At 65.4% G+C, this 22182-nt stretch carries 24 protein-coding genes; 9 read left to right on the top strand and 15 right to left on the bottom strand.

Annotated features, from left to right (window positions below; all coding sequences use genetic code 11):
* Positions 1 to 37 precede the first annotated feature (37 nt).
* From GLA29479_RS00425 to GLA29479_RS00415, 3 genes are all read left to right on the top strand, one after another.
* The gene (locus GLA29479_RS00425) at positions 38 to 331 is read left to right on the top strand and encodes a cyclic-phosphate processing receiver domain-containing protein (protein ID WP_057970443.1); all 294 of its coding nucleotides are present in this window, start codon (positions 38 to 40) and stop codon (positions 329 to 331) included.
* Positions 332 to 500: 169 nt separating this feature from the next.
* Positions 501 to 1364, top strand: a complete 864-nt coding sequence (locus GLA29479_RS00420; RefSeq protein WP_057970442.1) for a DUF1684 domain-containing protein — start codon at positions 501 to 503, stop codon at positions 1362 to 1364.
* 145 nt (positions 1365 to 1509) lie between these two features.
* Complete coding sequence (locus GLA29479_RS00415) at positions 1510 to 1767, top strand: hypothetical protein (RefSeq protein ID WP_057970441.1); 258 nt, start codon at positions 1510 to 1512, stop codon at positions 1765 to 1767.
* Positions 1768 to 1868: 101 nt separating this feature from the next.
* Here the strand turns inward: GLA29479_RS00415 and GLA29479_RS00410 are convergent, their stop codons facing one another.
* Positions 1869 to 3404: a tetratricopeptide repeat protein gene (locus GLA29479_RS00410; RefSeq protein ID WP_144436265.1), complete on the bottom strand. Its 1536-nt coding sequence runs from the start codon at positions 3402 to 3404 to the stop codon at positions 1869 to 1871.
* 208 nt (positions 3405 to 3612) lie between these two features.
* Complete coding sequence (locus GLA29479_RS00405) at positions 3613 to 4041, bottom strand: VOC family protein (protein ID WP_057918329.1); 429 nt, start codon at positions 4039 to 4041, stop codon at positions 3613 to 3615.
* Positions 4042 to 4109: 68 nt separating this feature from the next.
* Between GLA29479_RS00405 and GLA29479_RS00400 the strand changes: the two genes are divergently transcribed.
* Positions 4110 to 4733, top strand: a complete 624-nt coding sequence (locus tag GLA29479_RS00400) for a TetR/AcrR family transcriptional regulator (RefSeq protein WP_057918330.1) — start codon at positions 4110 to 4112, stop codon at positions 4731 to 4733.
* Positions 4734 to 4789: 56 nt separating this feature from the next.
* Here GLA29479_RS00400 and GLA29479_RS00395 read toward each other — a convergent pair whose 3' ends face one another.
* The 9 genes from GLA29479_RS00395 to GLA29479_RS00355 all read right to left on the bottom strand — a co-directional run bounded on the left by GLA29479_RS00395 (position 4790) and on the right by GLA29479_RS00355 (position 12001).
* On the bottom strand, positions 4790 to 5680 hold the full coding sequence (locus GLA29479_RS00395) for a LysR family transcriptional regulator (protein ID WP_057918331.1): 891 nt from the start codon (positions 5678 to 5680) through the stop codon (positions 4790 to 4792).
* A 135-nt stretch (positions 5681 to 5815) separates the two neighbouring features.
* Positions 5816 to 6772: a hypothetical protein gene (locus GLA29479_RS00390; protein WP_144436264.1), complete on the bottom strand. Its 957-nt coding sequence runs from the start codon at positions 6770 to 6772 to the stop codon at positions 5816 to 5818.
* Between the two features lie 56 nt (positions 6773 to 6828).
* A complete protein-coding gene (locus GLA29479_RS00385) occupies positions 6829 to 7338 on the bottom strand; it encodes a hypothetical protein (protein ID WP_057918333.1) in 510 nt (169 codons plus the stop codon).
* A gap of 157 nt (positions 7339 to 7495) precedes the next feature.
* A complete protein-coding gene (locus GLA29479_RS00380) occupies positions 7496 to 8008 on the bottom strand; it encodes a DUF5063 domain-containing protein (protein ID WP_057918334.1) in 513 nt (170 codons plus the stop codon).
* Positions 8009 to 8030: 22 nt separating this feature from the next.
* Positions 8031 to 8603 (bottom strand): hypothetical protein, encoded by a 573-nt coding sequence (locus GLA29479_RS00375; protein WP_057970439.1) that lies wholly within the window; start codon positions 8601 to 8603, stop codon positions 8031 to 8033.
* Between the two features lie 212 nt (positions 8604 to 8815).
* A complete protein-coding gene (locus tag GLA29479_RS00370) occupies positions 8816 to 9130 on the bottom strand; it encodes a putative hemolysin (RefSeq protein WP_082638167.1) in 315 nt (104 codons plus the stop codon).
* Positions 9131 to 9247: 117 nt separating this feature from the next.
* A complete protein-coding gene (locus tag GLA29479_RS00365; protein WP_057970438.1) occupies positions 9248 to 10189 on the bottom strand; it encodes a lipase family protein in 942 nt (313 codons plus the stop codon).
* Between the two features lie 352 nt (positions 10190 to 10541).
* Positions 10542 to 11075 (bottom strand): hypothetical protein, encoded by a 534-nt coding sequence (locus GLA29479_RS00360; RefSeq protein ID WP_144436263.1) that lies wholly within the window; start codon positions 11073 to 11075, stop codon positions 10542 to 10544.
* Positions 11072 to 12001 (bottom strand): hypothetical protein, encoded by a 930-nt coding sequence (locus GLA29479_RS00355; protein ID WP_057970436.1) that lies wholly within the window; start codon positions 11999 to 12001, stop codon positions 11072 to 11074. The genes GLA29479_RS00360 and GLA29479_RS00355 overlap by 4 nt, the downstream gene beginning before the upstream one ends.
* Positions 12002 to 12363: 362 nt before the next feature.
* On the opposite strand from GLA29479_RS00355, the gene GLA29479_RS00350 reads away from it, so the two are divergent.
* Together GLA29479_RS00350 and GLA29479_RS00345 are read left to right on the top strand one after the other, a co-directional pair.
* Positions 12364 to 12840, top strand: coding sequence for a YybH family protein (locus tag GLA29479_RS00350; RefSeq protein WP_082638165.1), 477 nt, complete (start codon positions 12364 to 12366; stop codon positions 12838 to 12840).
* A gap of 197 nt (positions 12841 to 13037) precedes the next feature.
* Positions 13038 to 13238 carry a hypothetical protein gene (locus tag GLA29479_RS00345; protein ID WP_057918341.1) on the top strand — a complete coding sequence of 67 codons (201 nt, stop codon included), beginning with the start codon at positions 13038 to 13040 and terminating at the stop codon, positions 13236 to 13238.
* A gap of 66 nt (positions 13239 to 13304) precedes the next feature.
* Here the strand turns inward: GLA29479_RS00345 and GLA29479_RS00340 are convergent, their stop codons facing one another.
* Together GLA29479_RS00340 and GLA29479_RS00335 are read right to left on the bottom strand one after the other, a co-directional pair.
* Positions 13305 to 13838: a hypothetical protein gene (locus GLA29479_RS00340; RefSeq protein WP_057970434.1), complete on the bottom strand. Its 534-nt coding sequence runs from the start codon at positions 13836 to 13838 to the stop codon at positions 13305 to 13307.
* 324 nt (positions 13839 to 14162) lie between these two features.
* Positions 14163 to 15959 carry an alpha/beta fold hydrolase gene (locus tag GLA29479_RS00335; protein WP_057970433.1) on the bottom strand — a complete coding sequence of 599 codons (1797 nt, stop codon included), beginning with the start codon at positions 15957 to 15959 and terminating at the stop codon, positions 14163 to 14165.
* A gap of 252 nt (positions 15960 to 16211) precedes the next feature.
* Here GLA29479_RS00335 and GLA29479_RS25100 point away from each other — a divergent pair, with 252 nt between their 5' ends.
* From GLA29479_RS25100 to GLA29479_RS00325, 3 genes are all read left to right on the top strand, one after another.
* Positions 16212 to 16373, top strand: a complete 162-nt coding sequence (locus GLA29479_RS25100) for a hypothetical protein (RefSeq protein WP_169795587.1) — start codon at positions 16212 to 16214, stop codon at positions 16371 to 16373.
* Positions 16374 to 16460: 87 nt separating this feature from the next.
* Entirely contained in the window at positions 16461 to 16949 is a 489-nt protein-coding gene (locus GLA29479_RS00330; protein WP_057970432.1) for a hypothetical protein, read from the top strand.
* A 356-nt stretch (positions 16950 to 17305) separates the two neighbouring features.
* Positions 17306 to 19738: a S8 family peptidase gene (locus GLA29479_RS00325; protein WP_057970431.1), complete on the top strand. Its 2433-nt coding sequence runs from the start codon at positions 17306 to 17308 to the stop codon at positions 19736 to 19738.
* Between the two features lie 135 nt (positions 19739 to 19873).
* Here the strand turns inward: GLA29479_RS00325 and GLA29479_RS00320 are convergent, their stop codons facing one another.
* The gene (locus GLA29479_RS00320; RefSeq protein ID WP_057970430.1) at positions 19874 to 21037 is read right to left on the bottom strand and encodes a M23 family metallopeptidase; all 1164 of its coding nucleotides are present in this window, start codon (positions 21035 to 21037) and stop codon (positions 19874 to 19876) included.
* A gap of 517 nt (positions 21038 to 21554) precedes the next feature.
* Positions 21555 to 21983 carry a VOC family protein gene (locus GLA29479_RS00315; protein WP_057918347.1) on the bottom strand — a complete coding sequence of 143 codons (429 nt, stop codon included), beginning with the start codon at positions 21981 to 21983 and terminating at the stop codon, positions 21555 to 21557.
* Positions 21984 to 22182 lie beyond the last annotated feature (199 nt).

The raw sequence follows: 22182 nt of genomic DNA, 5'->3' as shown, positions 1-22182 counted from the left end.
ATGGCAACATGGCGGTTCACTTCCGCAGGACCGCACGATGCGTGTGTATCTGGACGACGAACGCAATACCCCCGAGGGCTGGGTGCGCGTGTTCTGGCCCGACGAGGCCATCGCCCTGCTCGAAACCGGCGAAGTCGCGCGGATCAGTCTCGATCATGACCTCGGCGACGACGAGCGCGGCACCGGCTACGACGTGATCGTATGGATAGAAGCAGCCGTGGTTACGCGCGGGTTCCAGCCGCCGGCGATCAACGTGCACTCGGCGAATCCCCCCGCACGCCTGCGCATGGAGGCCGGCATACGGGCGATCGAGCGTGCCTGCACGAACTGAAACCGGCATTTCACCGGGCGCCGCTTTATCCGGCGGCCGCACGACCGATGTCGATTCCGGCCCTCCCCGTTCGTCGGATCATCAAGACAGCGCACACACGGCCACTCGGGCCGCGCTAGCGTGCTCTGTCCTCGACCGCCCATTCACGCTTCTCTTCCAGGACCCCGTCATGCGCTCCTTGCTCTGCTCGATCCTGTTGCTCAGCCTGCCCACCCTCGCGATCGCCGATCCCCGCAAGGACTGGGACGATTTCCGCGCGGCGATGGCCCAACACGCCGGCGGCCCCACCGGCATGTATGCGATCCAGGACGTCGCCGTCGTCGATGCCGGCAAGACCGTGCATCTCGCACCGGCGCGCGCGCCCGCCGACATCCGCTGGGCCGTACAGCCCGGCGACAAGGGCCAGGTCAGCATGTCCTACGAGAACGGCCGCGCCCTGATCCGTGGCCCGGGGCTGGCCGAGGTCGATCTGCTGAAAGCCAAGGAACAACAACAGACGCTGCCGGACGGGCTGATCGTGCGCGGCACCGTCTACGAAAACTCGATCAAGGCCTGGCTGTACAACCCGAAGCTGCCGGCCCAGCGCTTCAAGAGCCTGAGCTTCTTTCCCTACGACCCCAAGGGCGTGGTCACCGCGACCTTCAAGCGCAAGAACGTGCCGGTCGGCGTGAGCCACCTGGACTCGCGCAACCACACCGGCCTGATGTACTGGATCGGCGAGATCGAGCTCCCGCTGCACGGCAAGACCTACAACCTGCGCGCCTTCAACAAGGAAAAGGACTGGACGAAGATCAACCACGTCCTGCTGTTCCTGACCGACAAGACCTCGAAGAAGACCAGCTACGGCGGCGGCCGCGTGCTCGAAACGCACTTCCCCGCCGGCGAAGCGCCCAAGACGATGACGCTCAACTTGAACACCCTCTACAGCTTCCTTTGCGCGCATTCGGATTACTACAACTGCCCGATCAACCTCACCAGCTTCGTCGACACCGAGCTGAAGTACGGCGAGATGTATCCGCCGCAGACGAAGTGACGGCGGTGCCTGAGCGAGCGGGCTGGGGTATTGCAACGGCCGAGGCCGGGCAGCGGGCCGGGTCCGCGAGCCGCGGACAGCTGGGTCGAGCGGCTATGCTGGCCGCCCACGCCCCACCGATCGAGAGCGAACTCCTCGCCGACTCATGCAGATACCGAAACGTTCTACCACCGGCTTGATCCTGTTGACCCTTGCAGGCGTGGCGCTGGCTGCGTTCGGTGTGTGCGCGATCCTCGCCCACGCCCTGGGCGATCGTCCGATACTGCTGATGCAGTCGTCGAGCCATACCTATCTACGGATCGTGCCGACGCAGAGTCCTTATGCGTTGCCGGCGGGCATCGTCTCGACCGCGGTCGGGATCGGATTGCTGATCGCAGCGCGGCGGTGGCGCCGAAACCGATAGGCGCTGCATCCGAGCGACCAAGCCCGGTATCGGGCTTGGTCCGGGCGCATTGACCGTGCCGATTCGATCTGCCAACCGTGCTCATGGGCCTGGAACAAGGCTCAGCCACCTGGCTTGGCCGATTTCGAGAGCTCTTCCTTCCAACGAGTGGCCTCATCGATGACCCCGCGCTTCTCCGGGTCGCCGATCAGATAGGACTGCGCCAGGAAGCTATCGATGGCCTCGAGCGCGCCAGGATCCTTCGCCCGATACAGGGCTCGCGCGCGCAAGGCCAATCCCTCGCCCAAACTCGGGAACTCCGCCACCAGTTGCGCGCTGCATTGTTTGGCTTCGGCGGGCACCGGATCTTCCATGACGAAACTTTCGCAATAACGCAACGAAGCGGTCTGCCGCATGTCGCCCTTCATCGCTTCCTTGTAGTAAGGCCGCGCAGCGCGTAGGCCTTGCGAGCGATATACCGCTTCCGCCATCGCATTCAGGTGGTAGTCGTTGCCGGGCGCCTCCTCCAGTGCCACCCCGAGGTCCTTAGCGGCCCAATCGTAGTAGCCCAGTTGCATCAGCCACCAACCGCGTTCGGCGCGAAACCGCGCATTACGGGGCCAGAATCGCGTTGCCTGCGAGGCATAGGCGAACGCGGACCAGTAATCGCCGGACTGCGCGTAAGCATTGCTCGCATAGTTCATCAAGGTCCCGCTCGGCGCCATGCGCGAGACCTCGGTCAATGCTTCTTTCGGCAGACTGTCCGGATCGAGTCGAGTGAGGGGATATCCCGCCGCCTCGCCCAGAACGGCTCCCAGGATGGGGTTGTTCTTGGTCCGCGCAGCTGCATAGGCCACGGCGTTGGTCATTTCCTCCATCGAGCCGCCCCAGTTGGGCTGCGCGGAACGGATGCGTTCGTATACGACGTAATACGAATCCGGATCGACGCTGAGACAGCGCTCCGTCGCCATCTGCCGCAGTTCGCCCGACGATTGGCGTCCTATGCCAGCGAGTTCGTAGCAGGCAACGCTAAGACGGGGCTCGATCTCGAGCGCCTTCAGGTACAGCGGAATCGCCTGGGCGAACAACTGCCCCATTTTCTCGAGCTGCCCCGAAGGCGTGTTGGATACCGAAGCGGTTCCACGCTCGGCCCAGCCCGCATTTTTGTAGTGGTTCGCCAAGGCCGCATGCGCAAATGCGCTTTCCGGCGCCAGCTTTAACCAGCGCTGCGCCACTACCCCGGCCGAAGAGCTCTTGTCGAAAGCCTCGAGCGAACGAAATATCTGTTCGCGCTGCGATTGATCGTCGTAGTGCGCCTTCAGCAAGGCGGCGAAACGCCGCTCCAAGTCCGCAGAACCGCCGGAGCTCGACAACATCGCGTCGATCTGGGGCAAGGACCAGGCCGGCTTGCGCAGCAAGCTGCAACGCCCTTGCGCCGCACCATCGCTCCAGTGGTTTCCGGGCAAATCCGGATAAGCCTTGCATCGCGCTTCTTCATCGACGATCCCATCGGCCTTTTTTGCCCGTGCCCAATAGTCGGCCCATTGCTCCGGCACTTGCAGCGGCGAAGCTTGAAAAGGCGGCTGGGCATTCGCGGACATGCTGAAAGCACATGCCAGAGCCGCCAAGGCCTTGGCGGCGGGACCGACTGACTTCACGAATCACCTCGGGTAAAGGAGCGCATGCGGATGCAAGCGCATTGCAAGTAATGGGCATCCGCCGCTGCGAAAAAGCCGCGGCGGCGCCGGTCGCTCGAAATTACCGAAGCGGCCGTATCGACCTACTTCGCGCCATTTCATCGCGGCATTGTTACCGGACACGGCGCTACTGCGCCACTTGCCTCATGCGTACGGCACGATCCTGCGATCACGCCGTCGGCAATGCGCCTGCATCGTACTGTTCGACGAACTCGCCGCTCGGCGGAATCGGCTTGATGATGTCGATCAGCACACCGTTCGGATCGCTGGTGATGAAATGGCGCTGGCCGAAGGCCTCGTCGCGCAGGCTCAGCAGGATCGGCAATCCGGCACCCTGCACCTGCGCGTGAACCGCGTCGACGTCCTCGACCTCGAAGTTCAACAGCAGGCCGCCGACGCGGCCGCGTCCGGACTCGGGGATGGTGTGGTGGCGCCCGTCGAGCACGGCCAGATTGATCGAGGGATCCTGCGCCGACTGCAGATGCACGTACCAGTCGCTGTTGAACAAAGCCACGAAGCCGAAATGGGCCTCGTAGAAAGATGCGGTGCCGGCGACGTCGTGGGTCATGATCACGGGGTAGTAGCTGGTGACTTTCATCTTGTCTGCTCTCTGGGATTTGACATACAGTCTGTATGTAAATCCAAATTAACATACAGGCTGTATGTATGCAACAAGCCAACCCGTCCCGATCGCCCCGCTCCAACCGCGAACGCACCGAAGCCACCCGCCACGCCTTGCTCGAGGCCGCGCGGGCCCTGTTCGTCAGCAAGGGCTACGGCGACACCTCCACGCCCGAGGTATCGGTCGCGGCCGGCACCACGCGCGGGGCGCTCTATCACCACTTCGTCGATAAGCGCGACCTGTTCCGGCAGGTGCTGCAACGCGAGGCCGAGGCCGTCCGCAGCGATATCGTCGCCGCGGCACCGGCCGGCTTGGGCGCGTATGAGGCGTTGATCGCCGGCAGCGAGGCCTATCTGCAGGCCATGGCCGTGCCCGGCCGCACCCGTTTGCTGTTGCTGGATGGCCCTGCCGTGCTCGGCCTGGCCGAGATCGCGGCGATCGACGAGTCCAATGCGGCCGAGACCTTGCATGCGGGTCTAGCCGCCGCAGTCGGCGGCGACGACGTGTCCATCGACGCCCTGTCCAAGCTGCTCTCGGCCGCCTTCGATCGGGCCGCACTGGAAATCGATGCCGGCGGCGACCCCGAAGCCGTCAAGGCCGCGATGCTGTGGTTGTTGCAACGGGCGCTCGGCAAGGGCGACGGCAAGACGGCGCGCAAACGTAAATAGGCATTGGTCCGCGACGACGAATGGGATGCACGCCTGCATCCATCGAACCGGAATGCTTAGGCGCTATCGCCGGCCGGGCCGCCGCACTCGCCCTCCAGCCACGCCGCGAACGCCGTCGCACCCGCGCTCGCCGGCTTCAGGGCGAGCCGGGTCAGCCAATAGCCGCCGGCGTCGAGCATCGGCTCAAAGGGTTGCAGCAAGCGGCCTTCGGCGATCTCGCGCTCGAACATCGCCGGCGGCGCCAGGGCGATGCCGAGCCCCTGCAACGCGCATTGCACCATCGTCACCGACGAATCGAAGATCGGCCCGTTGACCGGCCCGTTCGGCACGACCTGCGCCGCTTCGAACCACAAGCGCCAATCGTCGACGAAGTAAGAGCGCAGCAGCGGGAAACGCGACAGTTCGGCCGCACCGCGTAGTTGCGCGGCAAGGCTCGGCGTGCACAGGGGCGTCAATGGCGCCGGCATCAGGAAGCGGCTTTCCATGCCCGGCCAATTGCCGCGACCGTAGCGGATCGCGTAATCCAGTCCTTCGCCGGCCGGGTCGACGCGATTGTTGTGGGTGCTGATGCGGACGTCGACCGCGGGATGACGGCGCGCGAAATCGGCCAGCCGCGGCAACAGCCAACCGCTGGCGAAAGTGCCGACCACACCGACGTGCACGACTTCGCGCGCCAGGCCATCGCCGACCCGGTCGAGCGCATCGTCGATGCGGTCGAAGGCTTCCTGCAGCACCGGCAACAGGCCCAGCCCCTCATCGGTAAGGGCGAGCCCGCGCGGCAAGCGCCGGAACAGTTCCACGCCCAACTGGGCTTCGAGCTGCCGGACCTGCTGGCTGACCGCGGCCTGGGTGACGTTGAGTTCTTCGGCGGCGCGGGTGAGGCTGAGCGCACGCGCGGCGGCCTCGAACACTTTCAGCGAACCGAGATTGATCCGGGGATGGGCCATCGCGGCTCCGTATGAAGACGAACAGGGGCATTGCGCCGGGCGAATCGGTCGCGGGCGACGATTCGAGCGGCTTCAAGTCGGCGATTCAAGCCGTCGCTTGAGAGTGTAGCAACCGAACGCGAGGGGCTTGGAGCGCTAACCGCCCGCAGGCACGAACCACGCATCGGTTTTCGGCGGCGCCGCAGCCTCGGCCTGTCTGTCGCGCAGGTAGCCGTACCACTCCTGCTGCACCCGCTCGATCGGCCCGATCCGCCGCTCGAAGGCCTCGACCGAACCGCCCTCGCGAATCACCGCCCGATAGCCCTGCGCATACTGGCCGTCGCGATAGTGGAACAGGAAATGGCTCAGGCTCCAGTACTCGACGTAATACAGATTGAGATAGCGGCCGATCTCCGGCCCGGTGTCGGCGAGCAGGTCGCGCAGGGGTATCCAGCGGCGCTGCTCGATGTCGCGACCAAGATCGCCGCTCAGCGGAATCCGGTCTAGCCACCAGATCGGATAGGCCGTCGCATCGATGCTGCCGGGATGCAGCACGCCGTTCTCGATCCGGCTCGCACCGAAGTACGTCGCCAGGCCTTCGTTCATCCAGCGCTGGTTCTTGAAGCCGGCGACTTCGTGGTTCAACTGATGGGTCGCTTCGTGGACCATCCAGTGATAAGGGTTCTGCCCGCCGCCCGAGTAATAGGCGTGGCAGATCGGCGCACGGTAATAGGCCTCGGCCCAAGGCATGCTGCGGTTATGGGCGACGAACTCGCCGCGGTCCCTATACAGCCGCAACTGCAACCTGCCCGGCTCGCCCTGCGCCGCGAGCGCCTTGGCGAAGAACGCGCTATAGGCCCGATGCAGGCTTTCGACCGCGGCGCCGATCGCCTGGGTCTGTTCGGAGGTAGCCGTGGTCGCTATCGCGTAATGCTTGGTCTCGAAGACCTCGACCGGTGTCGTGTCGGCCGGTCCGCCGCGCTGCGCGGCCGCGCTTTCGCCTGAGCCTTTATGCTCGGAAACCGCGCCTTCGTCCGGCCCGTTGCAGGCCGCGCAGGCCGCGAGCACTACAGCCAGCACACAGTTCTTCATCGCACTCCGGATTGCATTCATCGATGTTTCCTTGCTGCATCCTGGCGAGAATGGGAGTCGGCGGTATCGACCGTCGTTCATCGCAACCGCGCCGAACGCAACTCGTGCTTGCGGCATAGTTGCTCGGGCTCCAATTGGCGATAACTCGGACCGAACCACAACCACCCGGGCCTTAGTTCACCGATCGAGAGGACGCGTGCATCGTGCAGGCTGAAAAGCACGTTGACGTAGTCACTCGACATCCGCTCATGCTTGACGCCCGGCGCATAGAAGTCGACCGAGATGTAGTACGGAATGTTGCTTTGCTCGTGATACCAGGAACCGCTCAGCTCGATATCCTCGACACGCCGGGCCTTGATCAGCCGGGCAATGCAGTTCGGCAACCTGATGCCGTGCTGACCAACCCTGAGCGTAACGAGCGGCGGCTGGTTTTCGGGAAACCGGAGATCGAGAGCGACCGGTCCGAACCGCTGCGGAATACCCACGACGCTGCCGTCGGAGCGCCGATGCAGAACGCGGTCGACATGCGCCTGCACCGCCATCGGCATCAGCGCCAATGCAGCGAGCATCCACCCGAGCCGGCTCATGGCGCTCCTGGGTAGGAGCGGCGCAAGCCGCTACCGCGATGATTCCGGTCGCGATTGCATCCGTCGCCGTGCGCATTGCCGTGGTCGCAGCTTGCGCAGCTCCTACCCTGGGCTTGCGGCCACATCCGCCATATCCGGCGTCGCATGAGACCATCGATCATTGTGAATCCGCTGCCACATCGAAGCGGGGGCGATAGAGATCATCGCGATTCTCCGCGATCCAGTATCGCAGGGGGTAAAGACCGCTCGTGGCGTGCATGCCCCAATGTATCCAGAAGTACTGCCACCAATGCGACGCGGCCGCATCCTTGAGCCCGGCATCGAATAGAGACAGCCCACCCTTCAGGTCTGCCCAGATATCGGCCAGGTCGTCGGCGAGGTCGCCGACTTCGTGGCCCGCGTCTTCGAAGACGAAGGGATCGGTCTGCTGCACGTAATAATTGAACGGCAATGATCCGAAACGGCGGAACACCACTTTCCAGGCCTCGTGCGAAGGCGCTTGCGGATCTCCCGCGACGGCACCTTCCGGCAGTTGCAACGCCCGTTCGTTGAGTTCCGACAGCAGCCGCAGCGCGATATCGGCTTCGATCGCCGCGGCTTGCGGGTCCCCCTCGGCCCAGGCGCAGAAACGCCGCGCGGTCTCGGCGAACCGGTCGATCGACGGATTCACGAGCTCTCCCCTGGCCTGCCCGTCAAGACGACACTTTGGTCAGCTTTCCCCGGCTCCAACGATACGTCCAGGTATGACGGCCGGGGGCTGGGCAATGGGTGGTGGCTTGCCTTCCCTGGTCGGTCGAGAAAGAACGCTTGCAGACCGGAGAATCCTGCTGGGCCAGGAATGCGATCTCGATAGTTCCCTTCAAGACGCGTACGGCTTGGACTTCGCCAGGAATTTGCTCGGAACCGGCCAACCCGTAGCCGGTTTGGGCCGCGGCGAGAACGTCCGGTTCCAGGCGCTTGCCGGCCTGACCCGGTGCGCCTGCAGTCGCGGCAAGGACGACCAGTTCATTGGGACAATCGAAATTAGCCCCGACGCAGCGCGCGGTGGCCATGAACAGTATTTCTTCGACGCCGTCGCCGTCCAGGTCGACCGCACTCGCACGTTGGGCGAATCGTTCCTCGACGATATCGTCGGTCGAGAACAAAGCCAGGTGCGCCTTGACGGCGGCGTCCATGCGCGCCTTATCGAGCGCCTGGCTCGCGGGCGACACCAGCAGCAAGACGACAGCCATGCACAGCAGGCTTGTTGCGTTCGTACGTGACATCGGGCGCTCTCCTTGGTGGCCAGTACAGACGATCCTTCGCCGCTACGATAGCGCGCCGCCGCGACCGATCCAATCGGCAGTCCGTCGAGGCCGCCTGCACTGCGGTTCGGGCAGCAACGAACCGGAGGGCTTAGGCTGCAAAGCCCCTGCCCGCCGGTATATCCGCGTTGCGGCACCCATGCCGGCCGCAGCCGGCACGGGCGGCCCCGACCTTATTCGCTCGGCGTCACGCACTTCTTGTCGCGGAACAACGCCCACTCCTCGCAGACCTTGCCGTCGGGCAAGGTGCACACGCCGAACTGCCCACCGTCCTTGCCGGTGCGGATCTCGAGCGTGCCGCCCAGGTCCTTGCAATGCACCGAGGCCGGGTTCGGCATGCCGATCTTGGGGGTCAGGGTGGACGCGCTATCGGCCGGCGCGGCTTCTGCGGGCGCGGTTTCGGTGGGTGTGGTATCGGCCGGCGTGGCGCAGGCGGCCAAGGCCATCACGGCGGTCAGCAACAGGGCGAATCGGGGCAGGTTTTGCATGGCGAGGGGGCTCGGGGAAACGAGGCCTCACTATACCGGGCGTGGTGCAAGGCCCGGTCAAGGCCGGCGCCGGCGCGGCGGGCGTCCACCCGCTGCGCCAGCGCGGCTCGCGGCGGCTCAGGCGGCCGCGTCCATCAAGCGCTCGAAACGCATGTGCTCGCCGATCTTGTCCGCCCAGTTCACCGCGCCGGCCGGCGGCAGCTTGCTCTGCATCGTCCACTTGGGCTGGACGTAATCGGGGAACTGGCCGACCCATTGCTGCGGGCTCGCCGGCAGCGCATGGCTCAACACCGTGGTCAGATTGACCACCGAATGCCGCGACAATTCGTGCGGAAACCATTCGCCCTTGACGTAGAAGGCGGTCTGGAACGCCGAGCCCACCGCATGGAAGCCCAGGTCGCTCGGCGGCAGCGTGGGCACGTAGTCCCAGTAGTTGTAAACCCGGATGCTGTCGGCAGGCGCGATGGTGGCGTTATAGGCGGTCTGCCATTCGATCGTGCCGACCATCGGGCTCGCGAAGTTGATGTTGCTCGCGCTCATCGGCTGGCTGACGGCCAGATCGAGCGAGAACAACTGGCTCAAGGCCGCCCCGAGGCTGTGGCCGGTGACGTAAAGCTGGCTCGGCTGGTATTTGGCCAGCAGGGCGAACAATTGCTCGCGCATCGACTGCGCCTGCCCGCCCTTGTCGTCGTAGATGCTGTAGAACCCCGAAGCCACCCGTGGCGTCGGAGCGACGCTGCCGCGCGTCGGCACGAAATCGGTGGTGAGAAAGCGCACGTCCTCATAGATATCCATGTCCGAATCAGTGCCGCGGAAGGCGAAGATCAGGGTGCCGGGGTCGGCGATCGACTGGAACACCAGTCCGTACTTCTCTTCCGAACCGCTGATCAGGAAGGCGTCCCAGCCGGTCCAGGCATCGATCTGTTGATAACCGTCGGGCGACTGGAACGGCTGGCCCTGGTAGTAGTCGTAGGCGGCCTTGGAAGCGACTGCGAGCGCGATGGTGAGCGTGGCGTCGAGCGCCGGCTGGGCGGATGCGTTCGTGCGACCGATAGTCATCGGATGGTTCCTCTCGGATGGACAGTGCGAGCGGCCGACCGCGCCGCTCTCGCCACCACTGCACGCAATGGGGTCCGACAACCGGCCACAAGACCGGCTTCGCCCCGACGTCGGCAGGCGAGCGGCCATCAAAATCGTGATTACCATCATGATTTCGAGGCGCGGATCTGCGGTGCAACGCCGCATGCGGCAGCGCAAACAAGCGCGTTATCGCCGGGTGCTGCTACATCCACATCGCAAAAAGGCAGGCATCCGTCGTGACGGAAGCCTGCCTTGGTTGTCGCGTCAGTCTACGAACCTGATCGCCTGCTGCGTAATCCCTCATGGATCGCGGCAATCGGCTTCGTCCCGCTCAGCCCTTGTGCGGACAGCGTCCGTTGAGCGCGACGAGCAATTGCTGATTGGCGTCCTGCAATGCCGCACCGAGCGCGGTATAGGCCTCGTCCTCGGAGCCATTCCAGTTGACCGACGCCTTGGACGCGCGGATCAGAAACGGGGCCGCACCCTCCAGGCTTACCTGATAGACCGCGACCGGAACTTTCGAAGTCTGACTCTGGATGAGGTACAGGCGCTTGATCTCGAGCTTGACCGCCGCGGCACCGGCGGGGGCGTCGGCAGACAGACCCGCCTTGAGCAACTGCCCTTTCACCAGTGTCGGCGCGTCCTCGAGCATGAGTTGATGACGTCCGAGACCGCCGATGCGCTCACCGGCCGGACGGCCATCGACGACCTCGGTCAGCCGATAGCCGCAAGTGAGCGCTGGCATGGGTTCGGTACGCAAGCGTTGAGGGTCGATATACACCCGCTTGACCTGCCTGCTGCAGGCGGGCGACAGCGTCGCGACGGCAATGGCGGCGAGCAGGCCGCCATGCACGACGATTCTCACGGCGAGCCCTGGGAGCCGGTCGCCGGTGCGGCGACGGCGTCGACCGGAGCGGCAGGCGCGACCGGCGCAACGGCCTCAGCGATCGGCTGGCCGTCGACGGGATGGTATCCGGTGACGACCTGGTACCGGTCGTTGCCTTGGCGCAGCCACACCGACTCGCCATCGGTACGCAACAGACGGCCCTTGTAGATTTCCTTTCCGAACTTCGTCATCTCGGTGTTCATGACCCGCTTGCCCGCTTCGGCTCGACCTGCGCTGGAAAAGTCGTACACCAACATGTCGGTGGTCTGCTCGATGCCGTGATCGATCAACCGTTCCAACGACGGCTTGCCCATCGCGATCCATCGCTGCGCATCTTCCCCGGCACCGCTGCCGCCGATTTTCCGCATCGGGATGTTCATACTGTAGTCGCGACCGAAACGGATCTCGATCTTGGCTTTGCCGTTCGACGCGATTTCGCGATGCACCATCTGCACGCGAAGGGCGACCGTCATCGCCTCGAAGGTATTGGCCACGTGGTAGGTGGGCGTGATGAGCAGAACGTCGGCCGGCGAGGCAGCGTCCCACTCTGTCTGGCGTAAGCTGATCACCGGTTGCGGCGAGATGCCGTCGTTGGCGAGCTTGGCGCGCAGCGCCTTCTCCACTTGCTCGTTGAAGCGGTAGTCGAGCAGCAGGTTGCGAATCTCGGCGACGCGCTTTTCACCGTTCTCGACCTGGGCCTTGTTGATCGCCACACTGGCCAGGGCGCCGATGAGGCCGAAAGCCCCGACGGGGTTAGGCTGCACGATGACGCCGATTTCCTGTTGCAGCGGCACGAGTTCGACCGGCAACTGCTGAGCGATCGGCATCGGCAGATCGGGCTTGCCGGCGACACTGTGGAACGGCAGGCACGCGAGAGCGGCCAGCGCGACGACACGCTTGATCATGATTCCCCCTGATTGTGTTGAATGCCTCCCTGCCCGTTTTGATGCCCCCAGGGCGGGACCGCCTGCTCGGCGGTGCGGCGATGATTTCATGACAATCGTCAAATCACAATCGGTCAAATATCACATTAAACAGCAGCACATCCCGACCCGGCCAAGGCGAGGGAAACGACCGCATCGACCCATCCAGCACGCACCAAGCCCCGGCCAACGCGACCGAGCGTCTTCGTCGTCGTCTTCGACATACGTACCGCAAGCCATCGCGCATTGAGCAACTTGGTCAGTTCCATTCGCGATCCGGGTACATCGTCGCGCGAACGCCTTCGATAACGTTCAGTCTCCAACCACACCAGCAAGGACCGAACATGAAGAGTCGTACTTCGATGGCCGCTCTCGGCATGACGCTCGCGTTGTCCGGTTTGACTCCGTTCGCCGCGGCGGCGCAGGACCCGATGGCGGCACAGCATCGTCACTGCGAACGCGAGTTCGAACGCACTTCCGAAGCGCTCGGCGATGCCTTCGCCCGGCGCGATCTCAATCGCTTCATGGCCGGTTTCGCCGAAGATGCGGTCCAGGTCAACAGCCTCGGCCAGGTGCTCAACGGCAAGCCGGCGATCACCGCCTTCTATCGTGCGGTGATGGCCAACGAGTATGTGTTCAAGCGTACCCTGCTGGCGCAGACGATCAGCCAATGCTCCAGCGCCGTGGTCGTCGATCGCATCGAATTCACCATTCCGTCGGCCGGCATCACCCTGCATGCGATCGATGTCGCCAACTGGGCGCGGGTGCGCGGTCAATGGCGTTTGAGCGCCGACACCACCACGCCGATCGCCAATCCGTAACCCAGGCAGGGCATAAGCGGCCGGCCCTGGCGGGGCTCGCCGCAAGGGTGTGAAGCAAGAATGGCGGCGCACTGCTGTACGCTTCCGGTCCCGGGCCTGCATCACGCCCGGTGGTCCGAGGGCTCATCGTCGCAGGTATTGCGATGCCGATGACGTATCCAGGCATTCGGGAATGCCATTGGATCGCAGGGGCCGCCATGTACGTGTACTACGTGAATCGCAACGCACAGCCGAACGGAAACCACGAGGTGCACCGCTCCGACTGCCCGTTCGTGCCGTTCAACAAACAGGACCTTGGGTACTATCTGCATTGCCAATCGGCGGTGGTCGCGGCCAAGCGATACTTCGCCCAGAGCAACGGCTGTTACTGGTGCTCCAAACCCTGCCACAGCGCTTAAAAGGAAAGCCCGCCATCCGGCGGGCTTTCTTCATTACGATGCAGCTCGAATGCAAGGCCGCAGCGATCAGCCGCCGGTTTCGCGCAAGCTGACGCCGTGCTGCTTGGCGTAGGCCTTCTGCGCCGCGTTCCAGGCGATGGCCTTGGTATCCACCTCGCCGATCAGGCGCTCCATGTCGGTGCTGAGCGAGCCGAACTGCTGATCGCTGTAACCGTCCGGCAGCTTGCCCATTTCTTCCAACTTGGCGAACGCCGCGTCGACGCTCTTGAGGTAGGCGAGCATATCCTCATGCAACGCGGCGGCATCCGCCGGCGGCGGAAACGCCTGGGTCACCGCGGTATTGGCGGCCAGCTCGCGGCGCAGGCCGGCGAACTGCGGCTGATAGCGGCTCATGCCCTTGCGCGTCTGCAGCACCTTGCTGAACTCCTCGGCGCGGTCGCCGCCGAGCCAGCGAACCGCGGGCGTGCTGGCGGCGTTCCACACCGAGACGTTCTGCTCCAGATATTCCTCGGCGGTCATGGTGCTGCGCCCGCCGCTGCTGCAGGCGGCAGCGAGGAAGGCCAACAGACAGATCGAAACGAGGCGATTGAGTTTCTTCAAGACAATGTCCTTTTGCTGATGTGAGATGCGTCCGATGCGCAGCGGCGCCTAAGCGCCGCCCGTAGAGGACCGGAACGATGCTTGCGCGGCCGGTCGGGATCCCCGTAACCGACACGACGCCGTGCCGCCGGGGTATTCAGCGGGACGGGATCGGTGCGAGTGGACGATGCGCGAGCCCTAGGGAGCCGCGGAAGGAAACCAGCCAGCGGCCGCCGTGCATGGTAACTCGACGGGCGCTCGAGCGGCGCGGACGCATCCTCCGGCGCGACAGTCGCCCGATTGGGCAAGCACGCTCGATCGCAGCCATGCGCGGTCGCGCGGGGCCTAGACCCGCGTCACCACCAACCACAGCAACAACAGATACAGCGCGAACGAGAAGCCGGTGACGAAGGCCTGCGTAGCCGGCGCCATGCCGAGCAGGCAGATCGCCGCCGCAATGCCCTGCCAGAGAAAATACGCCGCCGCGATCAACGCCAGCCACACCAGCGGCGGAAACAGACCCAGCGCCTTGACCCACACATCCTGCCGCCTCGGCACCGGCTGGATCTCGTCCATGTCGACGCGGCCGTCGACGACGAAGCCGGCGATCACGTTCCACACCGGCTCCACGATCGCCGCACCGTGGCCGCCCTTGACGTAAGTCACCTGACTGACGCCGGCCTCCGGCTGCGACAGGAGGAAGCCGTCGTGTCCGGCGCTGCCGAGATCCTGCAGCCTGAAGAACTGGAAGAATTTCGGGAAGAACGCCACCACCCAGTCGCCGGTGGCGACGAAGTTGAGCACGCCCCGCACCCTCGGCCGCTTACCGTCGAGGAAGCGCCGCCAGTCGTAACTGCGGCGCACCACGCTGCCGGCGAACACGACGCGATCGAAGCGGCAGCAGGGATACAGCTCCAGCGCTCGGGCCAGTAGATAGGTGCCGTTGCTGTGCCCGACGTAGGAGAAGCTCGCGTTCGGATAGCGCGCCAGGGCTTCGGTGTACTGGTCCATCAGCCATTCCACTTTCTGCCGCCGATACCACGGGAACAGGAACGGCAGCATCGGGAAATAACCGTAACTGGAGGTCTCGGTGGCCCAGGTGGCCAGGCGGTCGCCGGCGCGTTGCTTGATGCGGCGCGCGATCTTGTGGGTCCAGTAGCCGACGTCGCGGATGCCGTGCATGACGAAGACCACGCGCTCGATGCTCTCGTCGGGCGCGGCGAAACGCTCGTCGGACGGCACCACGGCTTCGCGCTGCAGTTGCGCACTGTCGGCTTGCAAGGCCAGCACGAAGGCGCGGGTGCGGCCTGCACCGACGATCGGATCGGCCATGTCGATGATGTCGGCATGCCCGGAATGAGGCACGTCGAGGTAGACGAAATCGCCTCCCGAAACCAGATCGACGTTGTCTTCGGGCGCAACCATGTCGTCGCGCGAACCCAGCAACTGGATCGTCAAGGCGCTGCCCGGAGTGGACGGGGCACTCGCATCGCTCTGCATCGATGGACCGGTACGGCTGGCGCGGCGGCGCATCAGCAACCACTGGATGCGCAACTGAGTGATGAATTCGGCGCCGCGGCGAAAGGTGAAGACCAGGGGCCAACGTCGGCTGAAGCCATGGATGACATGGCACAGCAAGCTGCCCAGGCTCCACACCGGCGCGTTAGCGAGGCTGAGGTGATGCGACACGCGCCAACCGCGGTTCATGCCGGCCAGCAGCACGATCCGCGAAACGCAGCCGGCCCAGGGCCGCGCGGGAACGAGTGCCGCTTCGTCGGCGGATGCCGGCTTGAACGCGGCTTCGAACGGAGCGCCCTCGACTTCGCCGCAGGCCACCACGTAGAGCTTCCGCGCCAGCAGCGCGCCCAGGCTGTGTCCGACCAGCACGATGTTGCCGTAGGGCGTGGCCTGGGCCTGCGCCTGGGCGTATCTGCGATCGACCTGAGTCAACAAGCCTGCGACGATCTCGTTCGGATCCGCCATCGACAAGCGCGATGCCGGCAGCTCCGGGCAATAGATTTCCGCATCCGGCCAGGTGCCGCGCACCAGGGCTTGCAGCGACTCCAGCCTGGCTGCGGTGTGCATATAGGCGTGCAGCAGTATCACCAGCGTCCGCGAACGCTCCTCGACTTGCGTGTTCATCCCGCCCCCTGGCTGAGTATCGATCTCGCTCGACGCCGGACACGAACGCTCGCGGGTAACGCTCGCGGGTCGAATCCTCTGAGCGGCGTCGCCGCGTCCGGCATGGGCCCGACGGCATCGATGAAGATGCCGTAGCCGGGCGGCACCCGCCGATTCATTCAACGAGGAAGCAGGCCGACTCCGGTCACTCCACCTTGTCGAAAGCACAGAAACGGAACAACCGAGGGGCTACGCAAGCGCAGGAAGTTCGCTATGACCGGCGAGCCGGCGGGCATCGATTCGTCGTGTGTTTCAACGATGGCAACGACAAGCGCCGGCGCGGACGAATCGCTCACCATCGTGCTTGTGATGCGCAAATTGGCTCCATCGCTCGTCAACCGATTGGGCCTCCATCGGAACCGCTGGCGCACCTAAGGTCGCCATCGTCCCAACCACCGAGACAAGACGATGACCCACCGCACTCCCCGCTCTGCCCGCACGTCGGCGCTGATCGCCGTGTCCATGCTCGCTCTGTCCACCGCCACCACCGCGTTCGCAGCCGCTCCTGCTAGCGAAGCAGCCGCAAGCAGCGCGGCGCAACCCACCGCGTCCGGCTGGGTCGGCGACATCCTCACCCGCATCTGCGCCCGCCAGTTCGACGTGGCCCAGCGCACGGACATGGAATCCTTCCGCGACTACGATGCCGAAACCTTCCGCGCCATCCACGACGAACGCGCCATCACCGTGTTCGACAGCGGCGGCGTGCGCATCGGCATCGATGCGATCATGACCGCGCTCGCCGGCCACTTCACCAACCGCGAAGCCAAATGGACCTGGACCGAACGCTACCGCGTGGTCGACGGCTGCAACTCGGCCTACATCCTGTACGAAACCGTCTACGAGATCCCGCGTATCGGTTATCGCCAGAAAGCCCTGACCGGCGTCACCTACAGCCACGACGGCCGCAAGTGGCTGGCGATCGCCGACCAGGGCACCAAGCTGCCGCCGTGACGGGAAACAGGGCCGCGGACTGATCCGCGTCGGCACTGCGCAAAGGCGGCTACGGCCGCCTTTGTCTTATCCGCAATGCCACCCTCGCAAGCGCGAATGCGACGCTGCCGCCTCGACGAATGCCGATCGAAGCCGGCCGCAGGACCGGCCCGATGTGGCCGCCCGCTTCGAGACTTGGCGTTCGCTTCCGGTGAGGAGCCGCGCGCGCAGCGTCTCTTCGGCGGCGGCCGCGAGGGACGGCCGGCCTTACTGGACTGCTCGGCTCGCCCTGTTTCAACGGCCGCAGAAACACGGACGTCCGCATGCGTCATCGCCAGCCAGCGCGCAGGACTGCGGCCGCCACCAGGAGAGGTCCGATGAAATCCAGACACTGCACGTCCGCGCTGAACTGCGCGGCCGGTCCGACGCGCCCGCCGCAACATCCGCCTACCGCTTCGCCGACGCCGCGCTACAGCGGCTTCGTCATCGTGCGTTTGTCCGATCGCATTGCGCCGGGCTCCGACAAGGACCTGCGCAGCCTCGCGCGCAAACACAAGCTGGTGGCGCTGGCCAAATTGCTGGAAGAAGCGACGGTCGAATCCACCCGCCCGGTGATCCGCAGCGTCGATCCGAAGCGCCTGATCGAAATGGAGCGCCGCGCCGCGCAGTCGCCGTTTCCGCCGTTGCGCAGCCTGACCGGTTACTGGCGCCTGGACCTGCGCCATCGTCCCGACGACGCCGAAGCCCTGGTCGCACGCCTGCGCCGACTCGCCGAAATCGCAGACGCTTACCGCGAACTCGAAGTGACCGATCCGGTCAACGACGCCGACGACCCTTATTGCACCGGCCAGGATTACCTGGACGCCGCACCGACCGGCATCGACGCGCGCTGGGCCTGGACCCAGGCCAACGGCACCGGCGCCGGCATCGGCGTGGTCGACCTCGAACAAGGCTGGTTCCTCAGCCACGAAGACCTGGTCGGGCACGCGCCCAGCCTGATCTTCGGCGACAACCGCGATGGCGTGGGCACCTACAAGGGCAATCACGGCACCGCCGTGCTCGGCGAAATCGCCGGCATCGACAACACCCTCGGCGTGGTCGGCATCGCCCCCGACGTGGCCTCGGTGCGGGTGACCTCGCACTACGATGCCGGCACCGACACCCCGCTGCACGTGGCCGATGCGATCGTCGCGGCGTTGCCGACGATGGCGGTTGGCGACGTGCTGTTGTTGGAAGTGCAGCGCGGCGGCGCCATCCTGACCGAGGTCGATAACGCCGACTTCGATGCGATCCGCCTGGCCAGCGCCCTGGGCGTGATCGTGGTCGAAGCCGCCGGCAACGGCAGCAACGACCTCGACGCTTACACCGACGGCGGCGGTTTCCAAGTGTTCAACCGCGCCAGCGCCGATTTCCGCGATTCCGGCGCGATCGTGGTCGGCGCGGCGTTGTCGCCGCTACCGCACAACCGCGCCGGTTTCTCCAGCTTCGGTTCGCGCGTGGACTGCTATGCCTGGGGCGAGAACGTCACCACCTGCGCTTACGGCGACCTCGATAACGGGGGCGGCGACGACAACCGCACCTACACCGCCGGTTTCAACGGCACCAGTTCGGCCTCGCCGATCGTCACCGGCGCCGCGCTCGTTACCCAGGGCATGTACGCCGCGGCGACTGGCACGCGTTTGTCGCCTGGGCAGATGCGCAGCCTGTTGTCCGACCCGGCGATCAATACCCCGCAAGGCGGCGGCGTGGCCGGCGCCATCGGCGTAATGCCGGATTTGCGCGCGATCATCGAGGACACCCTGGGCCTGGTGCCCGACGTTTACCTGCGCGACGCCGTCGGCGACAACGGCGCGGTGCCGTCCACCGGCGCCATCAGTTCCAGCCCCGACGTGATCCTGCGCGCCACCGCGGTGGCCAACCCCGATGCCGCCTTCGGCGAAGGCAGCGGCACCGAGAACAGCAACACCCTCGGCCACGAGGCCGAAACCGGGCAGGACAATTTCCTCTACGTGCGCATGCGCAACCGCGGCGCCGCCGATGCCGACGACGTTCGCGCGACGGTGTACTGGAGCCCGGTCGCGACCTTGCTGACACCCGACCTATGGAACCTGATCGGCACCTCGGCGCCGGTCGACGTGCCGATGGGCGACACCTTGGTGGTCGCCGATGCCATCACCTGGCCGCAGGCCGACATCCCCGCGCCCGGCCATTACTGCTTCGTCGCCAGCCTCGACCATCCTGCCGATGCGGCGCCGCCGCTGCCGCCGGGCCCGCCCAACTTCGATTGGGATGCTTTCCGCGATTACATCCGCGCCCACAACAACATCACCTGGCGCAATTTCAACGTGGTCGACCCGCCGCCGGACCCGCAGGCTTGGCTGTCGTTGCCGTTCTTGATCACCGGCACGCCCGATCGCGCTCGCGCTTTCGATTTCGAGATCGTGCGGCGCTTGCCCAAGGGCGTCACGGTGCACCTGGAACTGCCGCGCGACCTCGCCCGACGCATCGGCACCGGGGCGCCGTGGAAGGTCGATGTGCCGCGCAAGGGCGACCGCGCCACCATCGCCCTGCCGGGTTTGCCGCGCCTGCCCCTGTGCGGCCTGTCGCTGCCGCGCGGCGCGCGCCTGCCGGCGCGTTTCCTGTTGCGCGGCGCCAAACCCGAGCAAATGCAGGGCGCCAGCATCGCCATCCGCCAGTTGTTCGAAGGCGAGGAAGTCGGCCGCATCACCTGGCAATGCCTGAACCGCGGCAACGCCGGCAAGACCAAGCCGGCGATGACGGTCAGATCCGCAGCGGCCAAGAAGCGCTGAAACCTCGGCGCTCTTCGTCGAGCACGGCGCCGCATACGAATCCGCCCGAAGCCGCGACGGCTTCGGGCGGACGCGCGAATCCACCCGGCGGGCTCGTTCGCGACTGCGACGAGGCCGCCGGACCCACTGCTTCGCTCAGGGGTTGGTGAAATAACCCGAGCAATAACGCGAGCCGTTCTTGCTCAGATAGAAGCGGCTGCAATTGGTGTCGTAGCTGCTGCCCAACGCGGTGATCTGGTAACCCGACAGGTAGACGCCGTTGAGGTGGTAGTGGCTGCCGTTGTACTTCAGCGACCAATGCTCGTGCGGGCCGGTCGAGGCGCCGCCGTTGCACAGCGCCTGGGCGCGGGTGTTGGCCGGATTGCCGATACGGCTGTTGGCGGCGACGCTCGCGCCGGTGCCGTACTGCAGGTTCATCATGTGGTAGTAGGTCGTCGACCAACCGCCGCTGTGCACCACTTCGGCGAAGCACGAGGAGTGGCGCTTGAACGAGCCGCCGGCCGAGGCCGACACCCAGTTCCCGCTCTGGTTGCTGCCCCAGCCGCCGCCGCGCGACATGTCCAGCGACGACATCGGGTAATTGCCCGAGCCGGTGTTGGTGTGCGCGCCGCCGACGTGCCAGGACGCGCCGCGCGGATACGGGAACTGCAGGAAGCCGTTGGCCGGCCCGGCCAGGGCGTTGACGTCGCTGGTGTCGGCGAAACGCGCCGACGCCGGCGCCGCCTTGCGCGGCTCGTTGAACAGGCGCCCGTAAACCTGCTGGAATTCGCCGTCGCCTCGCAGCGCGGCACTGGCCTGGCTCTCGCCAGCCTGCAAGTACAGGGCCTGCAGGGGATTGCTGCGCGCCAACGGCACGCGGCCCTGCGGCGCCAGCGATGCGTCTTCCTGCTCGTACAGCGCCTGGCGCAAGGCCGTGGCGACCTCGCGGGTCTGGCTATTGAAATCCTTCGCCGCCGACAGTTTGCCGAACGGACGACGCATCGCATCGGCGCTCGCGCGCTGACGCGAGACCACGCCGCTCTGCTGCTCCATCAACGCGATCAACACCTTCGGGCTGATGCTGCTGTAACCGGCCCAGTGCGAAATCGACTCGCTGTGACGCACCAGATGCGGCGCATGCTTGGCCAGATAGGCCGCGGTGTCGAAGTCGAACATCTCGTCGTAGGAATACACCAAGTCCTGGCCGCTCAACCCGGCAGCGGCGTTCGCATCGCGCCCGCCGGCCGTCGCCGTGCCGCCGATGGCCGCTGCGATACAGCAGGCCAACAATCCCAATCGTGCTTTCGAAATCGCCTTCATCGCATCGCTCTCGTCGAATGAGGGGTGGCGTGCATGCCCTGTCCGCAACGACGGATCCGGCATCGAGTGCAATGTGCTTTCTCGTTCGCATCGGCCACCCTGAGTGATGCGATGCCCCGACTCTAGGGTCCGTCAACAGCGCTGTCGTGCGATCGCAGCGTGGTTGCTCACTTGCGGTGAGACTGGCCCTGCACTTCCTTCATTTCGAATCGTCATATGGCAGCGAGTCGCTACAGATATATTCGATGTCAGTCGCGTATCGAACTTTCATCGCCCGAGAATCGACGGCGCATGCGCTGCGTATGAAGCACGTTGCCCCGCATTCACGATGCATGATTTGCCCTGCTGGAAACTTCATCGAGCCGCGTGCGCCGCAGTGCATGAGCGCGTATTCATCGCGAGGGCTCGCCCGGGTTTTCCGCAGAGGAAACCGGTTCGGCTTGAATGCGGCGATGACGCGATGCCCGCGCCATCGCCGCAAACCCCGCCGTGTGCGCTGCCGGCCGGGTTGCGCGCTTCAGAAGGTGATCTTCACCGACGGCGCGCTGCGCTCGGCTTCGCCGTGATACACCGCCTCGATGTTGTTGCCGTCGGGGTCCAGCACGAACGCGGCGTAGTAGCCGGGGTGATAGTCGCGACCGCCGGGCGCGCCGTTGTCCTTGCCGCCGTTGGTCATCGCGGCGCGGTGGAAGGCGTCGACCATCGCCCAGTCCTGCGCCTGGAACGCGAGGTGATGGCGCCCGGTCAGGCTGCCCTGGGCGGCGGGGCTGTCGGCGGTCGACACGAACAACTCGTCGGCCCAGAAATGATCGTCGCCGCTGCCGGCTATCGGCACCTTCAAGGCGGCGAAGACCGCGGTGTAGAACTTCCGGCTCGCCTCGATATCGCGCACCACCAACTGGATGTGATCGATCAAACGGCCGCGATGCAGTTCCTGCGTTTCCATGTTCGCCTCTCCCGTCGTCATGTTGTCGTGTCCGCCCCTGAACCGGCGGATCGGGCCTGAATCCTTGCGTGTTTTACGACCGGTATCAAGAAACCGCGGTGAAGATGGCGTTTCGATAGGGGCAACCCTAGCTGTGCCTGCGGCGGGCACGGCCTAAAGTGCCCGCATCGGCAGTGCCCCGTGGGCAAGAGGAGCCTTC

The organism is Lysobacter antibioticus, from assembly GCF_001442535.1.
GTDB lineage: Bacteria > Pseudomonadota > Gammaproteobacteria > Xanthomonadales > Xanthomonadaceae > Lysobacter > Lysobacter antibioticus.
The sequence above is the reverse complement of the archived record's forward strand: the minus strand, read 5'-3'. Positions and strand labels throughout refer to the sequence as shown.